Annotated in this window: 20 protein-coding genes; 9 read left to right on the top strand and 11 right to left on the bottom strand. The window is 69.7% G+C overall.

Going from position 1 to position 20,361, the window contains the following annotated elements; translation table 11 throughout:
- The first annotated feature begins 18 nt into the window (after positions 1-18).
- On the top strand, positions 19-1,446 hold the full coding sequence (locus ABD648_RS12815) for a CCA tRNA nucleotidyltransferase (RefSeq protein ID WP_282215341.1): 1,428 nt from the start codon (positions 19-21) through the stop codon (positions 1,444-1,446).
- 12 nt (positions 1,447-1,458) lie between these two features.
- On the opposite strand, the gene ABD648_RS12820 is transcribed toward ABD648_RS12815, so the two are convergent.
- From ABD648_RS12820 to ABD648_RS12830, 3 genes are all read right to left on the bottom strand, one after another.
- Positions 1,459-1,851, bottom strand: coding sequence for a PIN domain-containing protein (locus ABD648_RS12820; RefSeq protein WP_282215342.1), 393 nt, complete (start codon positions 1,849-1,851; stop codon positions 1,459-1,461).
- Positions 1,838-2,164 (bottom strand): FitA-like ribbon-helix-helix domain-containing protein, encoded by a 327-nt coding sequence (locus ABD648_RS12825; protein WP_282215343.1) that lies wholly within the window; start codon positions 2,162-2,164, stop codon positions 1,838-1,840. The genes ABD648_RS12820 and ABD648_RS12825 overlap by 14 nt, the downstream gene beginning before the upstream one ends.
- 117 nt (positions 2,165-2,281) lie before the next feature.
- Complete coding sequence (locus ABD648_RS12830) at positions 2,282-2,851, bottom strand: dihydrofolate reductase family protein (protein WP_282215344.1); 570 nt, start codon at positions 2,849-2,851, stop codon at positions 2,282-2,284.
- 154 nt (positions 2,852-3,005) lie between these two features.
- Between ABD648_RS12830 and ABD648_RS12835 the strand changes: the two genes are divergently transcribed.
- Positions 3,006-3,599 (top strand): short chain dehydrogenase, encoded by a 594-nt coding sequence (locus tag ABD648_RS12835; RefSeq protein WP_282215345.1) that lies wholly within the window; start codon positions 3,006-3,008, stop codon positions 3,597-3,599.
- On the opposite strand, the gene ABD648_RS12840 is transcribed toward ABD648_RS12835, so the two are convergent.
- Positions 3,548-4,156: a hypothetical protein gene (locus ABD648_RS12840; protein ID WP_282215346.1), complete on the bottom strand. Its 609-nt coding sequence runs from the start codon at positions 4,154-4,156 to the stop codon at positions 3,548-3,550. The two genes, ABD648_RS12835 and ABD648_RS12840, sit on opposite strands and share 52 nt — an antisense overlap.
- 101 nt (positions 4,157-4,257) lie before the next feature.
- Here ABD648_RS12840 and ABD648_RS12845 point away from each other — a divergent pair, with 101 nt between their 5' ends.
- Positions 4,258-4,698, top strand: coding sequence for a hypothetical protein (locus tag ABD648_RS12845; RefSeq protein WP_282215347.1), 441 nt, complete (start codon positions 4,258-4,260; stop codon positions 4,696-4,698).
- Positions 4,699-4,706: 8 nt separating this feature from the next.
- Here the strand turns inward: ABD648_RS12845 and treZ are convergent, their stop codons facing one another.
- From treZ to ABD648_RS12865, 4 genes are read right to left on the bottom strand one after another with little or no spacing between them, the layout of a single operon-like run.
- On the bottom strand, positions 4,707-6,455 hold the full coding sequence (gene treZ / locus ABD648_RS12850) for a malto-oligosyltrehalose trehalohydrolase (protein ID WP_282215348.1): 1,749 nt from the start codon (positions 6,453-6,455) through the stop codon (positions 4,707-4,709).
- Positions 6,452-8,800 (bottom strand): malto-oligosyltrehalose synthase, encoded by a 2,349-nt coding sequence (gene treY, locus ABD648_RS12855; protein ID WP_282215349.1) that lies wholly within the window; start codon positions 8,798-8,800, stop codon positions 6,452-6,454. The genes treZ and treY overlap by 4 nt, the downstream gene beginning before the upstream one ends.
- Positions 8,797-11,007 (bottom strand): glycogen debranching protein GlgX, encoded by a 2,211-nt coding sequence (glgX, locus tag ABD648_RS12860; protein WP_282215350.1) that lies wholly within the window; start codon positions 11,005-11,007, stop codon positions 8,797-8,799. Before glgX ends, treY begins: the two co-directional genes overlap by 4 nt.
- On the bottom strand, positions 11,004-11,306 hold the full coding sequence (locus ABD648_RS12865; protein ID WP_282215351.1) for a hypothetical protein: 303 nt from the start codon (positions 11,304-11,306) through the stop codon (positions 11,004-11,006). The genes glgX and ABD648_RS12865 overlap by 4 nt, the downstream gene beginning before the upstream one ends.
- A 173-nt stretch (positions 11,307-11,479) precedes the next feature.
- On the opposite strand from ABD648_RS12865, the gene ABD648_RS12870 reads away from it, so the two are divergent.
- Positions 11,480-12,811 carry a GAF domain-containing protein gene (locus tag ABD648_RS12870; protein ID WP_282215352.1) on the top strand — a complete coding sequence of 444 codons (1,332 nt, stop codon included), beginning with the start codon at positions 11,480-11,482 and terminating at the stop codon, positions 12,809-12,811.
- A gap of 15 nt (positions 12,812-12,826) precedes the next feature.
- Here the strand turns inward: ABD648_RS12870 and ABD648_RS12875 are convergent, their stop codons facing one another.
- The gene (locus tag ABD648_RS12875; RefSeq protein ID WP_282215353.1) at positions 12,827-13,693 is read right to left on the bottom strand and encodes an alpha/beta fold hydrolase; all 867 of its coding nucleotides are present in this window, start codon (positions 13,691-13,693) and stop codon (positions 12,827-12,829) included.
- A 185-nt stretch (positions 13,694-13,878) separates the two neighbouring features.
- Here ABD648_RS12875 and exaC point away from each other — a divergent pair, with 185 nt between their 5' ends.
- Positions 13,879-15,429, top strand: a complete 1,551-nt coding sequence (gene exaC, locus ABD648_RS12880) for an acetaldehyde dehydrogenase ExaC (RefSeq protein WP_282215354.1) — start codon at positions 13,879-13,881, stop codon at positions 15,427-15,429.
- Between the two features lie 112 nt (positions 15,430-15,541).
- Entirely contained in the window at positions 15,542-15,940 is a 399-nt protein-coding gene (locus ABD648_RS12885; RefSeq protein WP_282217546.1) for a DUF779 domain-containing protein, read from the top strand.
- Positions 15,941-16,202: 262 nt separating this feature from the next.
- Here ABD648_RS12885 and ABD648_RS12890 read toward each other — a convergent pair whose 3' ends face one another.
- Together ABD648_RS12890 and ABD648_RS12895 are read right to left on the bottom strand one after the other, a co-directional pair.
- Entirely contained in the window at positions 16,203-17,324 is a 1,122-nt protein-coding gene (locus tag ABD648_RS12890; protein ID WP_282215355.1) for a hypothetical protein, read from the bottom strand.
- Positions 17,321-18,289, bottom strand: coding sequence for a hypothetical protein (locus ABD648_RS12895; RefSeq protein WP_282215356.1), 969 nt, complete (start codon positions 18,287-18,289; stop codon positions 17,321-17,323). The genes ABD648_RS12890 and ABD648_RS12895 overlap by 4 nt, the downstream gene beginning before the upstream one ends.
- A gap of 70 nt (positions 18,290-18,359) precedes the next feature.
- Here ABD648_RS12895 and ABD648_RS12900 point away from each other — a divergent pair, with 70 nt between their 5' ends.
- The 3 genes from ABD648_RS12900 to ABD648_RS12910 are packed head-to-tail and all read left to right on the top strand — an operon-like array spanning position 18,360 to position 20,345.
- Positions 18,360-19,373: a hypothetical protein gene (locus tag ABD648_RS12900; RefSeq protein ID WP_282215357.1), complete on the top strand. Its 1,014-nt coding sequence runs from the start codon at positions 18,360-18,362 to the stop codon at positions 19,371-19,373.
- The gene (locus tag ABD648_RS12905; protein WP_282215358.1) at positions 19,373-19,966 is read left to right on the top strand and encodes a GNAT family N-acetyltransferase; all 594 of its coding nucleotides are present in this window, start codon (positions 19,373-19,375) and stop codon (positions 19,964-19,966) included. The genes ABD648_RS12900 and ABD648_RS12905 overlap by 1 nt, the downstream gene beginning before the upstream one ends.
- A gap of 22 nt (positions 19,967-19,988) precedes the next feature.
- Positions 19,989-20,345, top strand: coding sequence for an avidin-fold protein (locus tag ABD648_RS12910; protein ID WP_282215359.1), 357 nt, complete (start codon positions 19,989-19,991; stop codon positions 20,343-20,345).
- Positions 20,346-20,361: the final 16 nt, after the last annotated feature.

A 20,361-nucleotide genomic window follows, 5' to 3' on the forward strand; every position in this document is an offset into this window, starting at 1 on the left:
CCCGGTACGCTGGAACCCATGCTCAACATGGCCGACGGCCTCCTCCGTCTCGGCGCGCTCGCCGAGGATCCGGTCGTCCGCACCCTCGCCACGGCCTTCGCCGATGCCGGCTTCGACCTCGCGGTCGTCGGCGGTCCCGTGCGCGATGCGCTGCTCGGCCGCGAGACGCACGACCTCGACTTCACGACGAACGCGTCGCCCGACGAGATCCTCAAGATCGTCAAGCCGATCGCGACGGCGCACTGGGACATCGGCCGCGCATTCGGCACGATCGGCGCACGCGTGCAGGGCGAGCAGGTCGAGATCACGACCTACCGCGCCGACAGCTACGACGGCGTGACCCGCAAGCCCACCGTCGAGTTCGGCGACTCGATCGAGGGCGACCTCGTGCGCCGCGACTTCACGGTCAACGCGATGGCCCTGCAGGTCCCGTCCGTCAAGCTCGTCGATCCGACCGGCGGGGTCGAAGACCTCGTCGCCGGCGTCCTGCGCACACCCGCCGATCCGCACGTCTCGTTCGGCGACGACCCGCTGCGGATGCTGCGCGCCGCGCGCTTCAGCGCCCAGCTCGGCTTCCGCGTCGACGACGACACGTTCGACGCGATCGCGCAGCTGCGGAAGACGATCGAGATCGTCAGCCCGGAGCGCATCCAGTCCGAGCTCGTGCGCCTCATGCAGACCGACGACCCGGTGCGCGGCATCCGCGTGCTGGTCGAGACCGACCTGATCGACGAGTTCCTTCCCGAGGTCAGTGCTCTCCGTCTCGAAGTCGACGAGCACCATCACCACAAGGACGTCTACGAGCATTCGCTCACCGTGCTCGCGCAGGCCATCGAACTCGAGCACTCCCGGCATCCCGGCGCCGCCCCCGACGTGCCCCTGCGCATCGCCGCCCTGCTGCACGACATCGGCAAGCCGCGCACCCGCAAGCTCGAAGACGGCGGCGTGGTGACGTTCCACCACCACGACATCGTCGGCTCGCGCATGGCGCGCAAGCGCCTGCAGGCACTGCGCTTCGACACCGAGACGACGGATGCCGTCGCCACCCTCATCGAGCTCCACCTGCGGTTCTTCGGCTACGCCGAGGGAGCGTGGACGGATGCCGCGGTGCGCCGCTACGTGCGCGACGCGGGCGAGCGGCTCGAGCGGCTGCACATCCTCACCCGCGCCGACGTCACCACCCGCAACAAGCGCAAGGCCGGACGCCTCGCCAGCGCCTACGACGACATCGAGTCGCGGATCGCGGCGCTCCGCGAGCAGGAGGAGCTCGACTCCATCCGCCCCGAACTCGACGGCAACCGCATCCAGAAGGTCCTGGGCATCAAGCCCGGCCGCGAGGTCGGCGAGGCGTACCGCTTCCTGCTCGACCTTCGTCTCGACGAGGGCGTGCTCGGGCCCGAGGTCGCGGAGCAGCGGCTGCGCGAGTGGTGGGCGGCGCGGCCCTGACGCGAGCGGCGCTCAGCGCAGCTCCGGCACGACGATCTCGACGAGGTCGCTGACGAGCTCGAAGTCCTTGGGGTTCAGAGTGGCGATGCGGGCGCCGAGCGCGGCGGCGTGCCCGGCGAGCATGATGTCCTTGCTCCGCGCGTGGCGTGGCCTCTGGAGCGCGACGCGTGCCGCGAGCCGCGCATAGCTCTCGGCGGCAAAAGTGTCGAAAGGCAGCCACTCCGTTTCCAAGGTGTCTCGAAGCCATGCCAATCGTGCCGTGCGCTCACGGCGAAGCGCCTCGGTCGACGCTGCCTCGATACCGAACACCAGCTCCGAATAGGTCACTGCGCTGAAGGTGAGCGCTTCGTCGGGAAGGCGGACTCTGTCCACATCGATGAGCACCGACGTGTCAAGAAGCAGCATGCTGGTCCCAGGGATCGCGGAAGTCTTCGGAATCGTCGTCTGCTCGAGTGTCCGCGACCCAGGCTTCGGCGTCGACGGGTGGTGGCGGGCTCTGAGCGATTCGCGCCATCAACTCGCTCGTCGGCATGGACCAGCGCGGTCGGATTCGTGCGGCGATGCGCGCCTCCACCCCGCTCACGAACTCTTCTCCTTCCGCCATGCGCGTGAGCAGGTCGCGCGCCTCGGCCTCCATCGAGCGAGAGTTGCGTCGTGCGCGCTCTTTGAGTGCGGCCACCACCTCGTCGCTCAGGTTCCGGATCGTCACCGTCGCCATGCTGCACCTCCTTGACAGCACAATGCTAGCAATCAACCTCAGGCGGAGACAGGGCTTCAGCCCAGCCGGCGGAATCGTATTCCGGCATACTCGAACGCGCTCAGCGGCAGGTGGCGGTCATCCTTCGCGGCGGCGGATGAGCTCCGACACGACGACACCGGTCCGGAACGCGGTCGTGTCCACGGGCTCGAACCGCTCGGGTCGGTAGGGGCGGTCGCTGAACAGCGGGATGCCGGCTCCGAAGAGCAGCGGCTGCCGCTTGAGGACCAGCCGGTCGATCTCGTCGGCCAGCGTCGCGGCGAGCTCCCCGCCGCCGCAGAGCCAGATCGCTGCGCCGTCCTCGTTCTTGAGCCGTTGGACGACGGCCCGCGGATCCTCGGCCGTCACCTCGAGGTTCTCGGCCTCTGCCGTGCGGGTGCGGCTGAACACGATCTGCCGGAGGTGGCGGTACGGACTCGGAGTTCCGCCGATCGCATAGGTGTTCCAGCCCATCAGCACGGTGTCGAACTCCGTGCGCTCCTGGCGGATGCCGAGCGCGGCGGCCGCGTCGGTCGGGATCGTGTCGGCGAAGCGATCGTTGATCGCGTCCATGTGGTCGCCCTCGACCAGGAACGCATCGAACTCGCCGTTCGGGCCGGCGATGAAACCGTCGAGGCTGACGGCGACGTAGTACACGAGTTCTCGCATGATCTCTCCATTCACAACAGGTGTCGCAGTTGAAACTACAACGGATGTAGTGATTGCGCAACGGGAGCTGAGCCGTGCGCACATCCCCGGGAGGTACGTTGGAGACTCCGCGCGCGGTCGTCGCGCGGGGAGCTCGACGGAGGGGAACCCGGACATGCGCACATTGGTGATCGGCGCGACAGGCAGCATCGGCGGCGTGGTCGCGACCACTCTCGAGAGCCGTGGGCATGAGGTCATCCGGGCATCGCGGAACTCCGAACCCTCGGTCGATGTCACCGACCCGGCATCCGTCCGTGAGCTCTTCGCCGGACTCGACGACCTCGACGCCGTGGTGGTCGCTGTCGGTTCCGTCGGCTTCAAGCCGCTCACCGAACTCACTCGAGACGACTATCTCGCCGCGTTCACGAAGAAGACCCTCGCACAGATCGAGGTGCTGTCCCAGGCCCTTCCGCACGTGCGCGACGGCGGGTCGATCACGCTGACGAGCGGCGTGCTGGCTCGCGAGCCCCTCGCCACCGGTGCAGCCGCCGCGATGGCGAACGGGGCCCTCGAGTCGTTCGTGCTCACGGCGGCCGCCGAGGCGCCGCGCGGCATCCGCATCAACGCCGTCTCGCCCGACGTGCTCGCGAACTCGCCCGGCTACCACTCGGCCTTCCCCGGGCACCGCCCCGTGACGGACGACGAGGTGGGTACCGCCTATGTGCGCGCCGTCGAGGGCGTCATCAACGGCCGGATCCTCGCCGTCTGATCGCAGATGCCGAGGGCTGGGCTCCCGGCATCCGCGACTCCCGGCCGCTGAGGCCGCACGTCGTGGAGGGATGCCGCTCCGAGGCAGGGGACGACGACCAGGTCGCCTTCCCGCAGATCTCCCGGAAGCATCGCGACCGGATGCGGCCACGACGCATCCCCGACGTCGCCGGGGATGAGCTCGATGCGCACGCTCCTGCTGCCCCAGGCGCGTCCGATGAGCCGGCATTCGCTCCACTGCGCAGTGACGCCGTCGAACGTGCAGTCGGTCAGCGCGATGCGCTTGTCCTCCTGGGTGTCGACGCGCAACGTGATCCGGAAGACCAGGACCGTGACGTCGGTCCCGCCGGTGAGGGCGCGCTCGCGCGGTCGTCCCGGACGAGGAAGGTCTCCGGTGAGCACGGCCGGGGTGCCGCTGATCTCGGCCAGCCTGATCAGCGAGACACCGGCGACGATGACATCGGAGACGGTCGGCTGCGTGTGGACGGGCCACGAGTCGACGGCGAGAGGGGAGGGGATGCTCAATCGCATCGTGGGCAGGATCTCCGTGAGGGTCATGTCTCTGTCCTATGCCCGCGCCGGAGCACGCGGAACGTCTCCGCACGGAACCCATGCGGCCTTCCTGCGAACCCTCACGTGGCCTGCCCGGGTAGGCTCGGTTGCGTGATCACTCCGCCGCAGACCCCGCCGTGGGGCTGACCGTGGAGATCATCGACGCCGTCGGCCTGGTGGGCGAGATCATCGCCTGGGTCGGTCTCATCGTCGGCCTTCCGCTGCTCGGGATCGGCCTGCTGACCCGGAGCGTGCAGGGGCCGTTCACCCGCACCTCGGTCGCAGTCCTCGACGACCTCGAAGACCGGCCGATGGCGCTGTGGTCGGCGGGCGGCCGCACCTGCTCGCGATCGCTGACGGCGTCGGAGGCGCGTCACCTCGCCGAGCTGCCAGAACCGGTCGGCTACGTCTCGGAACGCGATCCCGAGCGGATGCGCGTCGAGGCGCGATCGCCCGTCGAGCGCGCGTGTCTGACGATCTCTTTCGTCATGCTCGGCGCCGCCGTCGTCGGCTTCGTCGCATCGTTCCTCCCCGTCTTCTGGGGATAGTCAGACAGCTAGGCCGGGGCGACCACCGCGGCCGAGTCGCGCGGCAGCACCAGGATGCCGGCATCCGGCACCGCCGCGGCGGTCGACAGCAGCACCGTGGCATGCGCCCCGATCTCGAACTCCGCAGGCGCCGCCGACAGGTTCACGAGCACCGACAGCGCACCGCGGTCGATCCGGTAGACGCGGTGCTGCGGGGTGCCGTCGGTCTCTCGCACGCTCACGCGCGTCGACGTCGAGTCGGGATCGGTCAGCTCCGGGCGGTCCCGCCGCAGCGCCGCGAGTTCGCGGTACAGAGCCAGGAGTCGCGCGTGCGGCGCGTCGTCGAGCTCCGCCCAGTCGAGGTGCGAGCGCTCGAACGTCGCCGGATCCTGCGGGTCGGGCACCGCGTCGGTGTCCCAGTCCATCCGCGCGAATTCGGCCTTGCGTCCCTCCGAGACGGCGCGCCCGAGCTCGGGCTCCGGGTGCGAGGTGAAGAACTGCCAGGGCGTCGAGGCACCCCACTCCTCGCCCATGAAGAGCATGGGCGTGCCCGGTGCCGTCAGCGTGAGCACCGCGGCCACGGCGAGCCGGTCTGGCGACAGCGAGGCCGAGAGACGGTCCCCGGCCGCGCGATTGCCGATCTGGTCGTGGTCCTGTGCGAACGTGACCAGGCGCCAGGTGGGCACCTCGGGCGGGATCGGCGAACCGTGCGGGCGACCGCGGAACGACGAGAAGGTGCCGTCGTGGAAGAACCCGCCCTGAGAGACCTTGGCGACGGCATCCTCCGCTGCGAAGTCGGCGTAGTAGCCCGTGGTCTCGCCGGTGAGCGCGACGTGCACGGCGTGATGCCAGTCGTCGGACCACTGGGCCGTGAGGCCGTAGCCGCCCGCCTCGCGGGGCAGGATGAGCGTCGGGTCGTTCAGGTCCGACTCCGCGATGAGGCTGAGCGGGCGTTCGAGCTGCACCGAGAGGGCGTCGACGCGCTGCGCGAGCTCGCGCAGGATATGCACCGGCTGCTCGTCGTGCAGCGCGTGCACGGCATCCAGCCGGAGACCGTCGACGTGGAAGTCCCGCAGCCACATCAGGGCGTTCTCGAGGATGAAGTCGCGCACTGCCCGCTCGTCGAGATCGACCGAGTCGCCCCAACCCGTGTTGCTGCCCTCGCGCAGGTAGGGGCCGAACTCGGGCAGGTAGTTGCCGCTCGGACCCAGATGGTTGTAGACCACGTCCTGGATCACCGCGAGGCCGCGGGAGTGCGCCGCATCGACGAACCGCTGATACGCCGGCGGACCGCCGTAGCCCTCGTGCACGGCGTACCAGAGCACGCCGTCGTAGCCCCAGTTCCACGGGCCGTTGAAGGCGTTGACCGGCAGCAGCTCCACGTGCGTGACGCCGAGGGCGACCAGGTGGTCGAGCCGGCCGATCGCGGCGTCGAGCGTACCCTCGGGCGTGAACGTGCCGAGGTGCAGCTCGTAGATCAGCCCGCCCGCGAGCTGCCGCCCGGTCCACGAATCGTCGCTCCAGGCGAATGCGCTCGCGTCGAACGCCGCCGATGGGCCGTGCACGCCCTCGGGCTGTCTGCGGGAACGCGGATCGGGACGCAGTTCCTCGCGGTCATCGATCAGGAAGCCATAGCGCTCGCCGTCGGCGAGAGGGAGATCGGCATGCCACCAGCCGTCCGGTCCGGCCTCCAGCTCCCGCTCGCCGATCGTCGCGCCGCCGGAGTCGTGCCGCCGCACCCGCATCCGTCGCGCGCGCGGAGCCCAGACCTCGATCACCGTGCGTCCTCGATCAACGCCACGGGGTACGTCGTCAGCAGTTCCGCGAGGCGTACCGGCCCCGCGGCGATCCGTCGTCCGGTGAGCACGTCCGTTCCAGGGACGTCGGCGCGCATCAGGACGGTGTCGCCCCAACCGCCGCGTCGGGCCAGCCCCACCGGGAGGCGTGTCGCCACCGCGGTCACCCCTCCGCGATGGACGGCGATGCCGTGTCGTGCCGCCTCGCCCTCGACCACCGCGGAGCGATGGACACGGAAGAGCTCGGGGTTGTCGCGGCGCAGACGCAGCGCGCGCGACGTGACGAGCAGCTTCGCCCGGCCGGAGTCGTCGACCGGCGGAACGATGCCGCGCGCCGCGTCGGCATCCAGCTCGGTCAGCAGGCGGGCCCGCTCGGCGAAGTCGACCGGCCGACGGTTGTCCGGATCGACGAGCGACAGATCCCACAGCTCGCTGCCCTGGTAGACGTCGGGGACTCCGGGGCCGGTGAGCTGCAGCAGCTTGGCCGAGAGCGAGTTCGAGCGTCCGGCATCCGCGATCTCGGCGACGAAGCGGTCGAGGATCGGGCGCGCGTCACCCTCGATCGACCGGGCGATCGCGGCCAGGCCCTCCTCGAACGCGGCATCCGGATGCTGCCACGCGGTCGACTCGGATGCTTCGCGGGCGGCCTTCGTCGCGTACGCCAGCAACCGCTCCGACGACAGCGGCCACGCGCCGACGGCGGCCTGCCAGATCAGGGCGTCGAGCGGGCCGTGGCCTGTGCCGGCGACCGCGCGGAGCTCGTCGAGCACCTCGGCCCAGCGCTCGGGGATCTCGGACAGCACCGTGAGCCGGGCCCTTACATCCTCGGATCGCTTGGTGTCGTGCGTCGAGAGCGTCGTCATGGAATGCGGCCATGCCGCCAGGCGCGCCGCCTGCGCCTCGTGAAAGTCGTCGACGGACAGCGCGGCGATCGACGGATCAGCGCCGACCTCGGTCAGCGTCCCCAGACGCGTGAACCGGTAGAAGGCCGTGTCCTCCACGCCCTTCGCCATGACCGCGCCGCTCGTCTGCTGGAAGCGCTGCGCGACCTCGAGCGCCGGATCTGCGAGCAGCGGCTCCAGCTCGTCGAACGCCTCGGCAAGGTCCGGACGCCGCCGCCGGGCGTCGGCGAAGGCATGCTGCAGGTGCGCGATGCCCTCGGGCAGGTACGAGCGGTAGACCGGGAAGCACGCGAGCAGCTCGGCGAGGGCATCCTCCGCGCGCACGACCCCGTGCGGAAGGGTGCGCACGAGTCGATGGACCTCCGACGCGAGCAGCTCGTCGGCGATCATGCGCTTGGTGGTGTGGATGAGCTCCGGCCACGGCTGCGCTTCGGGCAGCCCGGTCTCCGCGCGCAGGCGTGCGTCGAGCCGATCCAGCGCCTCGACGCCCGCGGGATCGACCAGGACACGGTCGAGCTCCGCGAGCGCGTCGTACCCCGTGGTCCCATCGGTGCGCCACCAGGACGGCAGCGGCTCGCCGGGCTCGAGGATCTTCTCCACCAGCGTGTACGCCCCGCCCGTGGCATCCGCCAGCTGCTCGAGGTAGCCACCGGGGTCGACCAGCCCGTCCGGGTGATCCACGCGGATGCCGTCGGCGAGCCCGTCGCGCACCCACCGCGCGATCTCGCGGTGCGACTCCGCGAAGACGTCGGGGAGTTCGACGCGGATGCCGGCGAGCTCGACGACCGCGAAGAAGCGGCGGTAGTTGAGCGCGGTGTTCTGGTCCTGCCAGAACCGCAGCTCGTAGTGCTGGGCGGCGAGGAGTGCGCGGAGGTCGTCGGCGTGCTCGCCCGACCCCGGCGCCAGCGGCAGCACGTGGTCGAAGTACGCGAGGGTGCCGTCGGGGGCGTCCTCGGCGGGGGAGGTGTCGATCACGAGCTCGCCGTTCGCGATGACCTCGTCGGGCTCCGAGCCGAGGATCGGCAGGAGCAGCCTGCCGCCGCCAGCCGGCCAGTCGATGTCGAAGGCGACCGCGTGGCGCGATGCGCGCCCGAGCCGCAGCACATCCCACCACCAGGGGTTCAGCCGCGGCACCGCGACGCCGACGTGGTTCGGGACGATGTCGACCAGGATGCCGAGCCCCGCCGCGCGTGCGGCGGCCGCGAACCGTTCGAGCCCTTCGGCCCCGCCGCGATCCGGGTCGACGCGGGAGTGATCGACCACGTCGTATCCGTGGTTCGATCCCGGCACCGCGGCCAGCAGCGGAGACAGGTAGGCCCAGTCCGCCCCGAGATCCGCGAGGTACGCCGTGACGGCGGCCGCATCATCGAGCGGGAACCGATCGCTGATCTGCAGCCGATACGTCGAGAGGGGCCGTCGGGTCATGAGGTCGCCTGCTCCGCTCTCGGCGCGGGTGCCACGCCGTCTGCCTGATCGTTCTGCATCCGCAGGGACGCATCCACCGAGTCGTCGGTCGAGGGCTCGGGCCCGTCGACCTCCTGCAGCACGAGAAGAGCCTTCGCCTCGATCGTCAGCTGCGTGCCGGCGGGGTGATCCGATCCGTCGGCCATCTCGCCCGCGGTGTCGACCGCCACATGCCAGTGCTCGCCGTGGCGCTCATCCGGGAGCACGATGTCGACGGGCTCGTCGCCGCTGTTGAAGTACACGATGAAGTTGACGTCGGTGACGGCCCGGCCGCGGAGATCCTTCTCGCGGATGCCCTGGCCGTTGAGGAACATGCCCACCAGGAGTCCGAAGCCGGAATCCCAGTCCGCCGGCGCCATCGGGCTGCCGTCGGGGCGGAGCCAGACGACGTCGGCGATGCGCTCGTCGTCGAGTTCCACTGGGCGGCCGTTGAAGAACCGGCTGCGCCGGAACGTCGGATGCCGGCGGCGGAGCCGGGCGACGGCCGCCGTGAACTCGACGAGAGGCAGATCGGCGGAGTCCCAGTCGATCCAGGTCGTCTCGTTGTCCTGGGCGTAGCCGTTGTTGTTGCCGCGCTGGGTGCGTCCGAGCTCGTCGCCGTGCGAGATCATCGGCACGCCCTGGGACAGCAGCAGTGTCGCGAGGAAGTTGCGCTGCTGACGGGCGCGCCGACGGTTCACGGCCTCGTCGTCGGTCGGTCCCTCGACGCCCATGTTGTCGGAGCGGTTGTGGCTCTCGCCGTCGTTGTTGTCCTCGCCGTTCGCCTCGTTGTGCTTCTCGCTGTACGAGACGAGGTCGCGCAGCGTGAAGCCGTCGTGCGCGGTGACGAAGTTGATCGACGCCACCGGACGCCGGCCCGAGTGCTCGTAGAGGTCGGCCGATCCGGTCAGACGCGACGCGAACTCGCCGAGGGCCTGCGGCTCGCCCCGCCAGAAGTCGCGGACCGTGTCGCGGTACTTGCCGTTCCACTCGGTCCACTGCGGCGGGAAGTTGCCGACCTGGTAGCCGCCCGGGCCGACATCCCACGGCTCCGCGATGAGCTTCACCTGCGAGACCACCGGATCCTGCTGCACGAGCTCGAAGAACGTCGACAGGCGGTCGACGTCGTAGAACTCGCGCGCCAGCGTCGAGGCCAGGTCGAAGCGGAAGCCGTCGACGTGCATCTCGGTCACCCAGTAGCGGAGCGAGTCCATCAGGAGCTGCAGCGCGTGCGGGCTGCCGGCGTTCAGGCTGTTCCCGGTGCCGGTGTAGTCCGTGTAGTAGCGCTTGTCCTTCTCGAGGCGGTAGTAGGCCTCGTTGTCGATGCCGCGCATCGAGAGGGTGGGTCCCAGGTGGTTGCCCTCGGCCGTGTGGTTGTAGACGACGTCGAGGATGACCTCGATCCCGGCGGCATGCAGGGCGCGGACCATGGCGCGGAACTCCTGCACCTGCTGGCCGTGCTCGCCGCTGGACGAGTACCCGCTGTGCGGTGCGAAGAAGCCGAGCGTGTTGTAGCCCCAGTAGTTCGACAGCCCCTTGTCCTCGAGCACGGAATCGTCGACGAACTGGTGCACCGGCATCAGCTCGAGCGCGGTCACGCCGAGGCGGGTGAGGTGCTCGATGACCGCGGGGTGCGCGATGCCGGCGTAGGTGCCGCGCAGCTCCTCCGGGACGTCGGGGTGACGCACGGTGAGTCCCTTGACGTGCGCCTCGTAGATGACGGTCTGCGCATAGGGCGTCTTCGGCAGGCGGTCACCGGCCCATTCGAAGAACGGGTTGATGACGACGCCCTTCACCATGGATGCCGCGGAGTCGTCGTCGTTTCGGGAATCGGGCTCGCCGAAGTCGTAGCCGAAGGGGGCCTGTCCCCATTCGATACGGCCGGAGACGGCCTTGGCATACGGGTCGAGGAGGAGCTTGTTCGGGTTGAAGCGCTTGCCCTCTTCGGGGGCGAAGGGACCGTGCACGCGGTAGCCGTAGAGCTGCCCCGGCTGCACCGAGGGGAGGTAGCCGTGCCACACGAAGGCGTCCACCTCGGTGAGCATCACGCGCTCCTCGCCGCCGTCGTCATCGAAGAGGCAGAGCTCCACCTTCTCCGCGCCCTCGCTGAACAGCGCGAAGTTCGTTCCCTGCCCGTCGAAGGTCGCTCCGAGGGGGTATGCCGATCCAGGCCAGATCTCGTGACTCATGGGGCGAGCTTAGGCCGCCGCGACGTGGCGGCCCGCTCTGCGACGATCTGCACCGCGCGGTCGAAGTCGAGAACCTGCGCGATCTCCTCGGCCAGGGCATACGGGTGCCCCAGGTAGCAGACGAAGACGGGGGAGACGACCTCGACATAGCCGATGGGGCCGTCCTGACTGACGACGTAGCGGTCGAAGTCGAAGAGCTCGGCTCTCGGCTTCGCCGGATGCTGCGGCTCGGACGACACGTCCGGCTCCTGCGCGGTGCGCACTTCGGAGCCAGAGGGGGCGGGGGTTCTGACGGACATGAGACCTCCTGACTCGGGGATGATCCTCACGGTAGAAGGGGTCGGCGAATCCGGGAACGGCATTGCCAGGGCGGCGGGAAACCGCTACGGACTGACCGATATACCGGTTTCGCCCACGGCATCCGGCTCCTACACTGAGGAAAACGCACCATCTTCGACGATCGGAGAACGCTGTGTCTGCACCGTGGCAGGTTTCGCGCGAAGCCCTTCCGCACGCATCGCGGCTGCTCATCGAGCGTGCCCACGAGGAGATGCTGGCGGGCAACCTCGACGATCGGCGCCTGCAGGAGGTGCGTCCCCTCGTGCGGGACTCGTGGGAGAGGTCGTGGCGGGGGAGAGTGGGGCCGGAAGGCGCGCCGCCCCTCGACCTCCACACGGAGGAGCTCGAGGACTACCGGCTCGCGCACCCGCTCGCCTCGGCGATGGACATGATCCGCGCCCTGCTGCTGCCCGACACCGAAGAGGACTCCGGGGTCATCATCGCCGTCGGGGACAAGGCGGGTCGGCTGCTCTGGATCGAAGGCGACCGTCAGCTGCGCTCGCTCACCGACGACATGGGCTTCGTGGCCGGCGCGAACTGGTCGGAGGATGCCGTCGGCACGAGCGCCCCCGGAACCGCGCTCGCGCTCGGGCAGTCGGTGCAGATCCGCGGCGCCGAGCACTACAACCGCCTCGTGCACCCGTGGTCGTGCACGGCCGCTCCGGTGCGCGACCCCGAGACGCAGCGCGTGCTCGGTGTGATCGACATCACGGGCGGTCCTGAGGTCGTGTCCCCGCAGGCGCGGCTGCTCGTCGACGCCACCGCGCGGGCCGTCGAATCGGAGCTGATGGTCACGCGCCTCCGGGAGCGCAGCGAGGCACCGCGCCAGCGTCCGGCGCCGGCGAAGGCCCGACCGCTGAAGACCGCCCGGGCGACGCTCCACGTGCTCGGCAGGGACCGCGCACGGCTGGAGACCGAGTCCGAGCACGACGAGTCGATGATCGAGCTCAGCGCGCGGCACGCGGCCATCCTGCTCATGCTCGCCGTGCACCGGCAGGGGCTCTCCGCCGAGCGGCTGTGCGAGCTCGTCTACGGGCCTGGCGTCTCTCCCGACACCCTGCGACCCGAGATGGTTCGCCTGCGCAAGGTGCTCGAGCGGACGGCACCGGACCTCGTGCCGGAGTCGCGGCCGTACCGCCTGCCGGTGGCGCTCGAGACGGATGCGCATGACGTGCTCTCGCTGCTCGACCGCGGCGCGCACCGGGTGGCCCTCACCGCGTATCGCGGGCCCGTGCTGCCCGAGTCGACGTCGCCGGGCGTGGAGGAGTTCCGCGAATCCGTGCGCGGCGCGCTCCGCGAGGTCATGCTGTCCGAGGCCAGCCTCGACGTGCTGCTGGCCTACGCCGAGATCCCCGAGGGACAAGGTGACGCCGAGGCGCTGCGGCTCGCGCTCGAGATGCTTCCCGCGCGCTCGCCGAAGCGCGCTGCGCTGGTCGCCCGGATCGAGCGCCTCGACCGCAGCTAGCGTCGGCGACCGGGATCACTCCTGATCGAGCACGTCGCGGAGCTTGACGGCGAAGGCCTCGGGCTGACCGGCGTAGCCGAACTCGCCACCCAGGAAGCCGCCGTGGTGGCTCGGGAACACCGTCGCCTCCTGGCCGAGCTGCTCCGCCAGGGCGAGCGCCGTCCGGCCGGTGTAGACGTTCTTCGACTCCTCACCCACCGCGATGACGATCCGCGTCGGCGACGACTTCAGCGCCTCGAGATCCGGCTCGTACAGGCACACGGCCCAGGATCGCTCCGACAGCAGCGGATCCTCCCTGGTGCCGTCGTCCTCGGTCGGCATCCCGAACGCCGCCGGATCCGGTACCGGCTGGGCGAAGTACTCGTCCGTGACCTCGCCCTCCCAGGCGGTCATCGCGATGAACGCCGCCATCCCGGCGCCCCAGCCCTTGTCCTGATACACCTGCGTGTACGCCGCGCGTGCTCGCTGGACGGCTTCGGCGTCGGGCAGCACGCTGTCGATCGGCGGCTCGTGGGCGACCAGGGTGACCACGTCGTGCGGATACGCGGTGACCAGCGCGAGGGCCGTCACCGCCCCACCGCTGCTCGCGAACAGGTCGACGGGGCCGGCGCCGAGCGCCTCGATGAGCGCGTGGAGGTCCTCCGCCTGGGTCTCGGGCTCGTTCGTCACCCCGCCGTCCTTGCGGACGCTCCGGCCGAGACCACGAGGGTCGTAGGTGATGACCGTCCGGTCGTCGAACAGCCGCACCTGGTCGCGGAAGCCGCTCGCGTCCATCGGCTGGCCGATCATCAGCAGCGGGGGATGGGTATCGGCCCTCGGCAGGGGCCCGTGCACGTCGTAGACCAGGTCGACATCCGGGAGCTCGAGCGTGTGCTGCGTCATTGAGGGCCTCCTCCATCGCGGGCGATCTCCCAGGATGCTATGACGCCGGGGCCGTGCGCGCCAGCACCATCGGTCCGGGGGCGATGCAACCCCCTGCAACGTTGCGCACTCGGGTGCAACCTCGCGCGACCTACCGTCGTGACAACAGCCGCCGCACCGAAGCGCGGCCCGTCGAAGGAGTCACGATGACCATCGTCGAAGAAGACGTGTCCACCGCCTACGCGGCCCCGGGACGACCGGGCGCCCTCGCGAACTACCGTGCCCGCTACGGCCACTACATCGGCGGCGAGTTCGTCGATCCCGTCAAGGGGCAGTACTTCGAGAACGTCAGTCCGGTCAACGGCAAGCCGTTCACCGAGGTCGGCCGCGGCACGAGCGAGGACATCGACCGGGCGGTCGACGTCGCGTGGAAGGCGTTCGCGGGCTGGGGCAAGACGAGCCCGGCCGAGCGCTCGGTGATCCTGAACCGGATCGCCGACCGCATCGAGCAGCACCTCGAGGAGATCGCCGTCGCCGAGACCTGGGAGAACGGCAAGCCGGTGCGCGAGACCCTCGCCGCCGACATCCCTCTCGCGGTCGACCACTTCCGCTACTTCGCCGGCGTCCTGCGCGCGCAGGAGGGCGGCATCAGCCAGCTCGACGAGAACACCGTGGCGTATCACTTCCACGAGCCGCTCGGCGTGGTCGGCCAGATCATCCCCTGGAACTTCCCGATCCTCATGGCCGTGTGGAAGCTCGCACCCGCGCTCGCCGCAGGCAACTGCGTCGTGATCAAGCCGGCCGAGCAGACCCCGGCATCCCTCCTCTTCCTGTTCGACATCATCGGCGACCTGCTTCCGGCCGGCGTCGTGAACATCGTCAACGGGTTCGGGATCGAGGCCGGCGCTCCGCTCGCGCAGCACAAGCGCATCCGCAAGGTCGCCTTCACCGGTGAGACCACGACCGGTCGCCTGATCATGCAGTACGCGTCGCAGAACCTCATCCCGGTGACGCTCGAGCTCGGAGGCAAGAGCCCGAACGTGTTCTTCGAGGACGTCGCGCGCTCGACCGCCGACCCCTACTACGACAAGGCGCTCGAGGGTTTCACGATGTTCGCGCTGAACCAGGGCGAGGTCTGCACCTGCCCGTCGCGGGCGCTCATCCAACGCTCGATCTACGACGGCTTCCTCGCCGACGGTCTGGAGCGGGTGAAGAAGGTCGTCCAGGGCAACCCGCTCGACCCGGCGACGATGATCGGCGCGCAGGCGTCGAACGACCAGCTGGAGAAGATCCTCAGCTACATCGACATCGGAAAGCAGGGCGGCGCCCGGCTGCTCACGGGCGGCGGACGGGTCGACCTCGGCGGCGACCTCAGCGAGGGCTACTACGTCGAGCCGACCGTGTTCGAGGGCACGAACGACATGCGCATCTTCCAGGAGGAGATCTTCGGGCCGGTGCTGTCGGTCACCTCGTTCGACGACTTCGACGACGCGATCTCGATCGCCAACGACACGCTGTACGGCCTCGGTGCCGGTGTGTGGAGCCGCAGCGGCGACACGGCTTACCGTGCCGGTCGCGCGATCGAAGCGGGTCGGGTCTGGACGAACACCTACCACCAGTACCCCGCGCACGCCGCGTTCGGCGGATACAAGCAGTCGGGTGTGGGTCGCGAGAACCACAAGATGATGCTCGACCACTACCAGCAGACGAAGAACCTCCTCGTCTCGTACGCGGAAGGCCCGATGGGCTTCTTCTGAGCTCGATCCGATGGGGTGCTGAGCCTGTCGAAGCGTCGCCGATCGTTCGGCCCTTCGACAGGCTCAGGGACCCAGAGGTGGGTGCGACGAGCAAGACGTGAAAGGCACGGAGATGGTGAAGATCGGCACGTACCAGCGGGTGGACGTGACGGATGCCGCGGCATCCCTCGTTCGAGACCTCACCGTGCAGCACGGCCCGCTGATGTTCCACCAGTCCGGCGGATGCTGCGACGGCTCATCGCCCATGTGCTATCCCGTCGGCATGTTCCTCACGGGACCGGGCGACGTCCTCCTCGGTGCCCTCGACGTGGGGCTCGAGGCACCGGTCGAGGTCTTCATGTCGGAGTCGCAGTTCGAGTACTGGAAGTACACGCACCTGACCATCGACGTCGTCCCCGGACGGGGAGCCGGCTTCAGCGTCGAGGGGCCGACGGGCATGCGCTTCCTCATCCGATCGCGGATGCTGAACGACGCGGAGCTGGAGTACTTCGGCCTTCGCAGCGACACGTGAGTTCGATCTCCTGTGAGCAGGAGCGCCGCGCGTGATCCGCAGACCGCATGCGGACGCATGGACGCAACCCGTTGCAACCTCGGCCGGTATACCATTCACGTATGCGCCGAGCAGCGTCAGTCCCCAGCTGACCGCGGGCGCGGACGGCGTCAGCCGTCATGCGGAGGGAGAGTCGATCTTCTTTCGATCCCGAGGGGGGATGGGGTGGGAGTTCGGTCCCCAGCCGACACCCACCCCCACACTCCCCCTCAGCCTCTGACTCTCAATTCAGCCGGCTCCAGAACCAGAAGAGCGCGAAGCCGATGAGGAACACGATCGGCAGCCACCTGGTGCTGCGCTTCAGCCGGCGGCCCTGCGGTGCCACCCCCGGCGGCGGCGTGAGCAGGCCGACCGGTGGAGCGAACGGCAGCTGCGCGTTCATCGCGGGGGCGGGGACGGATGCCGTCGCGACGGCATCCGCGTTCTCGGCGAGCAGGCGCTCGTCTCGCCACCGCGCCCACTGGTCGAACTTCGTCAGCAGCGCACCGACCGCACCGAACAGCCACGCCCAGGTCGCGGGGTCGAGCGTCGACACCTTGCGCTGCGTGTAGAGGAACAGCCAGTCGTCGACGATCTCGACGTCGAGCTGGGCGGCGTTGTCGATGAACCGCGCCATGATGTCGGGCGTGAACAGATAGAGAGCGTCGCGCTCGTATCCCGCGGGGCAGTACAGCGTGAAGTACCGGTCGAAGTCGCCCTCGAGCGAGAGGCGCTGCTCCTTCTCGAACGACGCAGGCAGGTTCGATCCGAAGCTGTTGTTGCCGTTCGCGTCGAGCACGATGTTCGGGAGCGGCACGTCGAGCTTCACCGCCACGTACCCCCAGCGGTAGGTCGTCGAGTTCTTCCCCGACTGCACCGTGTACTGGTAGTTGCCGAACTCGACGAACCGCGGGCGGGTGCCGCGGATGAGGTCGGTCGACTGGCGGGAGCGGCCGAGGCTGAAGATCATGCCGGGCAGTGGCGGGTCGGCGATCCTCGCCTCGTACGACATGCCGTTCGCCTGGGCGAAGCGGCTCAGCCGGTAGCGCGTGGCCTGGGCGTTCCGCACGCCGAGCCAGATCATCAGGACGACCGCGACCAGGACCAGGCCGATGAGCACCAGGGGGATCACCGCGATCCCGGGCGAGCCGCTCGCCGACGCCAGGCTGAGGAACACCGTCACGATGATCGGCAGCACCACGATGCCGGCGACCGACGCGGCCACGATGCCGATGATCGTCGATGTCGAGGCGCTGGTCGACTGCCGTGCTCGCAGCTCGGAGGTGAACGCCCGGACGGCCGCGGAGTCGACCGGGTCGGTGAGCGGCCGGGCGTCGAACGTGATCGGGGGCTGCGGCGCGGTCATCGGTTCACCTGGTCGGCGTCCCAGGTCAGGTCGGTGCCCTCCGGGATCTGCATCGCCTCGAGACGGTCGTCGGCGCAGATCTCGTGGATCAGGGCGTCTGGACCCGCCACGATCGTGGAGTCGAAGTCGATCTCGGACACCATCACCCACGAGCGATCCTCCGGCCAGAGGAGGCTGGGGCTCAGGGCCGCAGGCGGGAAGCCGTGCTCCTCGGCCGGCCGGTCCCGCCAGGGCACCTGCAGCACCCATCCGGGGTCGGCGAAGGTGCGCGGCGGTGCGGAGAACAGCACGTGGCCACGGTCGGGGAGCGCGAGACGCGGTCCCTCGGAGATCTCGCGCGACAGGATGCCGTCCTGCCAGGTGGGCTTGCGGAAGACGTTGTTGAACGGATCGTGCGTGCTGCGGTTCAGCATCGCCTGGTGGTTCGGATCGTCGGTGAAGGTGAGGAACGCCCGCGACGGCGCCTCGCCGAAGAAGCCCAGCAGGCCGCCGTAGCCCTCCCAGACCGCCGCGAATCCGGCATCCGGGGTGCTCGTGTGCGCGAGGAGGTGCGTCGCGATCGCCGAGAGCATCCCGGCGCCGAGCTCGCCCTCGACCGGCGCGCTGAACTCGCGCCCGTCGGGGGAGATGCGGGTACGCCAGTCCTCGTCGTCGGGGGTGCGGACGATCCGTCGCCATTGCGCGAAGGGATGCATCGTCGTGCCGAAAGCCGCGGCGGTCTCGGCCCACGTCGCGGGCTCGTCGACGAACTGCTCGCGGAGGCGCTGCTGCTCCGCCTCGGGCATGCTCTCCCACTCGGCGGGCGTCGGCACGGGGCGATCCGGCAGCGATCGCACGATCGCCGGGTGGAAGACCCGCGCATACGCGGGGAAGCCGTGCGGGACGACTCCGTGCATCGTCGCGTGGGCGTCGTCGAGGCGCTCGCGAAGCCACGCTCCGGCGCTCGTGTCTGCGATCCACTCCATGCGACCACGCTACCGGCGTTACGGTAAGAGGCGTGCTGCTGACAGTCCACGGTCTCGGGGGAGATCCCGCATGGTGAATCAGGTTCAGGTCGCTCCAAGCGAGCGGGTCTTCCGCCGGCATCCGATGCGCATCCTCCTCGGCGCGGTCCTGCTCGCGGCGGCGCTGTCGACCGCGGCGCTCTTCCTCCTTCCGCGGTTCCTGCCGCGGACGATGAACATCTCGACCAGGGGGACGGTCGTTCTCGTCGTGGCGATCGCCCTGACCGTGGCGGTCTTCGTCGGGGCGTTCTGGTTCCGGAACATCCGCGTCGTCGTGCGTCCCGACACCGTCGAGATCGGACGAGCGGGAAGCCGTGAGACGTTCCCGCGGGCTTCGACCGTCTTCCGGTCGAAGGTCACCGAGCACCGCACGAACGGCCTGCCCAGCGGCACCACGCGCGCGCTCGTCGTGTTCAGCGGCGACCGCGAGATCACGATCGAGCTGCCCGGGTTCACGAGAGCGACGTTCAGCGAGCTCATGGCCGAGCTCAACCCGATCGCGCCGCCTCCCGTTGCAGACCCGGTCGAGGCCGCGCGAGCGCGGGCCCATCTCCCCACGACGTTCACGATCGACGCTGCCGGGGAGCGCCGACTGGCTGCGCGGCTCACGATCGGCGCGGTCGTGTTCTTCGCCGTCGCGCTCGGCTTCGGGCTCCTCGCCGCCGTGCCCGGCTTCCTCGAAGGCGAGTTCTCGGCGCTCGTGCTGATCGTGCCGATGGCTGCCGTCGCAGCGATCGGCTTCGCGATCGGCGCGGGGCAGCGCCGTCGCGTCGTGCGCGCGATCCCGGCGCACGTGACGGTGAGTCCGCACGGCATCCGTCTCGACGACGTCGATCAGCCGTACGCGCAGCTCGCCCGCATCTGGATGACGCCGCCCGCGTATCCCGTCCGACGGATCCGCTTCGAACGTGCGGGCGCCGCGCGCACCACGCACCTGCTCGCATCGTCGCGCGTCGCGATCACGCCCGACTACGCCGACCTCCTCGTCGCGGTGCGGGCGCAGACCGCGCACCTCCCCGGCCTCCTCTCGCTGGACCTCGAATGATGGCGAAGGCAGAACGGGGACTCGCGCCCGCGTATCCGATTCGCACCGAGCGGCTGCTGCTGCGACCGATCGCGCCCCGCGATGCCCCGGCCATGCACGTGTACAAGTCGGATCCGGATGCCGTGCGCTACGTGCCGTACGCACCACTGTCGCTCGCCGAGGTCGAAGAGCGCATCGAAACCACCTGGTCGCGCACACGTTTCGACGAACCGGGTGGCGGTATCTGCCTGGCCGTCGAGGACCGGGAGACCGGGGCCCTGCTCGGCGACGTCGTGCTGTTCTGGCACAGCGAGAGGGATCGCGCGGGAGAGGTCGGCTACATCTTCGACCCGGCGTTCGCCGGACGCGGATACGCCACCGAAGCGGTCGGCGCGCTGCTCGAGCTGGGGTTCGACGGACTGGGGCTGCACCGTATCGCGGCGCGGATCGACGACCGGAACACGTCATCGGCCCGCGTCGTCGAGCGCCTCGGGTTCCGACGCGAGGCCCGGCTCGTCGAGAGCGAGTGGTTCAAGGACGAATGGACCACGATGCTGGTGTACGCGCTGCTCGAGGACGAGTGGCGGGGGAGGACCGGCGCGGCCTCGGCCTGACGGCATCCCCCATAATCGAGGGGTGACTGCCACTGCGACGCTCCCTTCCCTCGACGGCCGCCGATTCCGGATGGTGTCGTCGACGACCTCGACCGTCGACCCCGATGCGCCGAGCGTGTTCGAGTACTTCGAACGCGACGGAGCGATCTGGGGCGGGTACGAGGGCGACACGGTCACGTTCGGCAAGTTCGTCGGCACCCGCACGGGCGACACGATCTGGGTGTCGTTCGTGCACGTCCTCGTCGCGGACGGCAGCGTCGTGACGGGCGACGGCGAGAGCGAGCTGGAACTCACCGACGACGGACGCATCCGCCTGGTCGAGCACTACGAGATGCACGGGCTCCCGCAGCTCAGCGTGGTCGAGGAGATCCCCGCCTGACACGTTTCGTCTCGCT

It is taken from the genome of Microbacterium luteolum (assembly GCF_039533965.1).
Lineage (GTDB): Bacteria > Actinomycetota > Actinomycetes > Actinomycetales > Microbacteriaceae > Microbacterium > Microbacterium luteolum.

Excerpts from the sequence above, each read along its gene's own strand:
- ABD648_RS12815 (WP_282215341.1), top strand. The coding sequence starts at position 19 with ATGCTCAACATGGCCGACGGCCTCCTCCGTCTCGGCGCGCTCGCCGAG.
- ABD648_RS12820 (WP_282215342.1), bottom strand. The coding sequence starts at position 1,851 with ATGCTGCTTCTTGACACGTCGGTGCTCATCGATGTGGACAGAGTCCGC.
- ABD648_RS12825 (WP_282215343.1), bottom strand. The coding sequence starts at position 2,164 with ATGGCGACGGTGACGATCCGGAACCTGAGCGACGAGGTGGTGGCCGCA.
- ABD648_RS12830 (WP_282215344.1), bottom strand. The coding sequence starts at position 2,851 with ATGCGAGAACTCGTGTACTACGTCGCCGTCAGCCTCGACGGTTTCATC.
- ABD648_RS12835 (WP_282215345.1), top strand. The coding sequence starts at position 3,006 with ATGCGCACATTGGTGATCGGCGCGACAGGCAGCATCGGCGGCGTGGTC.
- ABD648_RS12840 (WP_282215346.1), bottom strand. The coding sequence starts at position 4,156 with ATGACCCTCACGGAGATCCTGCCCACGATGCGATTGAGCATCCCCTCC.
- treY (WP_282215349.1), bottom strand. The coding sequence starts at position 8,800 with ATGACCCGACGGCCCCTCTCGACGTATCGGCTGCAGATCAGCGATCGG.
- glgX (WP_282215350.1), bottom strand. The coding sequence starts at position 11,007 with ATGAGTCACGAGATCTGGCCTGGATCGGCATACCCCCTCGGAGCGACC.
- ABD648_RS12865 (WP_282215351.1), bottom strand. The coding sequence starts at position 11,306 with ATGTCCGTCAGAACCCCCGCCCCCTCTGGCTCCGAAGTGCGCACCGCG.
- ABD648_RS12875 (WP_282215353.1), bottom strand. The coding sequence starts at position 13,693 with ATGACGCAGCACACGCTCGAGCTCCCGGATGTCGACCTGGTCTACGAC.
- exaC (WP_282215354.1), top strand. The coding sequence starts at position 13,879 with ATGACCATCGTCGAAGAAGACGTGTCCACCGCCTACGCGGCCCCGGGA.
- ABD648_RS12885 (WP_282217546.1), top strand. The coding sequence starts at position 15,542 with ATGGTGAAGATCGGCACGTACCAGCGGGTGGACGTGACGGATGCCGCG.
- ABD648_RS12890 (WP_282215355.1), bottom strand. The coding sequence starts at position 17,324 with ATGACCGCGCCGCAGCCCCCGATCACGTTCGACGCCCGGCCGCTCACC.
- ABD648_RS12895 (WP_282215356.1), bottom strand. The coding sequence starts at position 18,289 with ATGGAGTGGATCGCAGACACGAGCGCCGGAGCGTGGCTTCGCGAGCGC.
- ABD648_RS12900 (WP_282215357.1), top strand. The coding sequence starts at position 18,360 with ATGGTGAATCAGGTTCAGGTCGCTCCAAGCGAGCGGGTCTTCCGCCGG.
- ABD648_RS12905 (WP_282215358.1), top strand. The coding sequence starts at position 19,373 with ATGGCGAAGGCAGAACGGGGACTCGCGCCCGCGTATCCGATTCGCACC.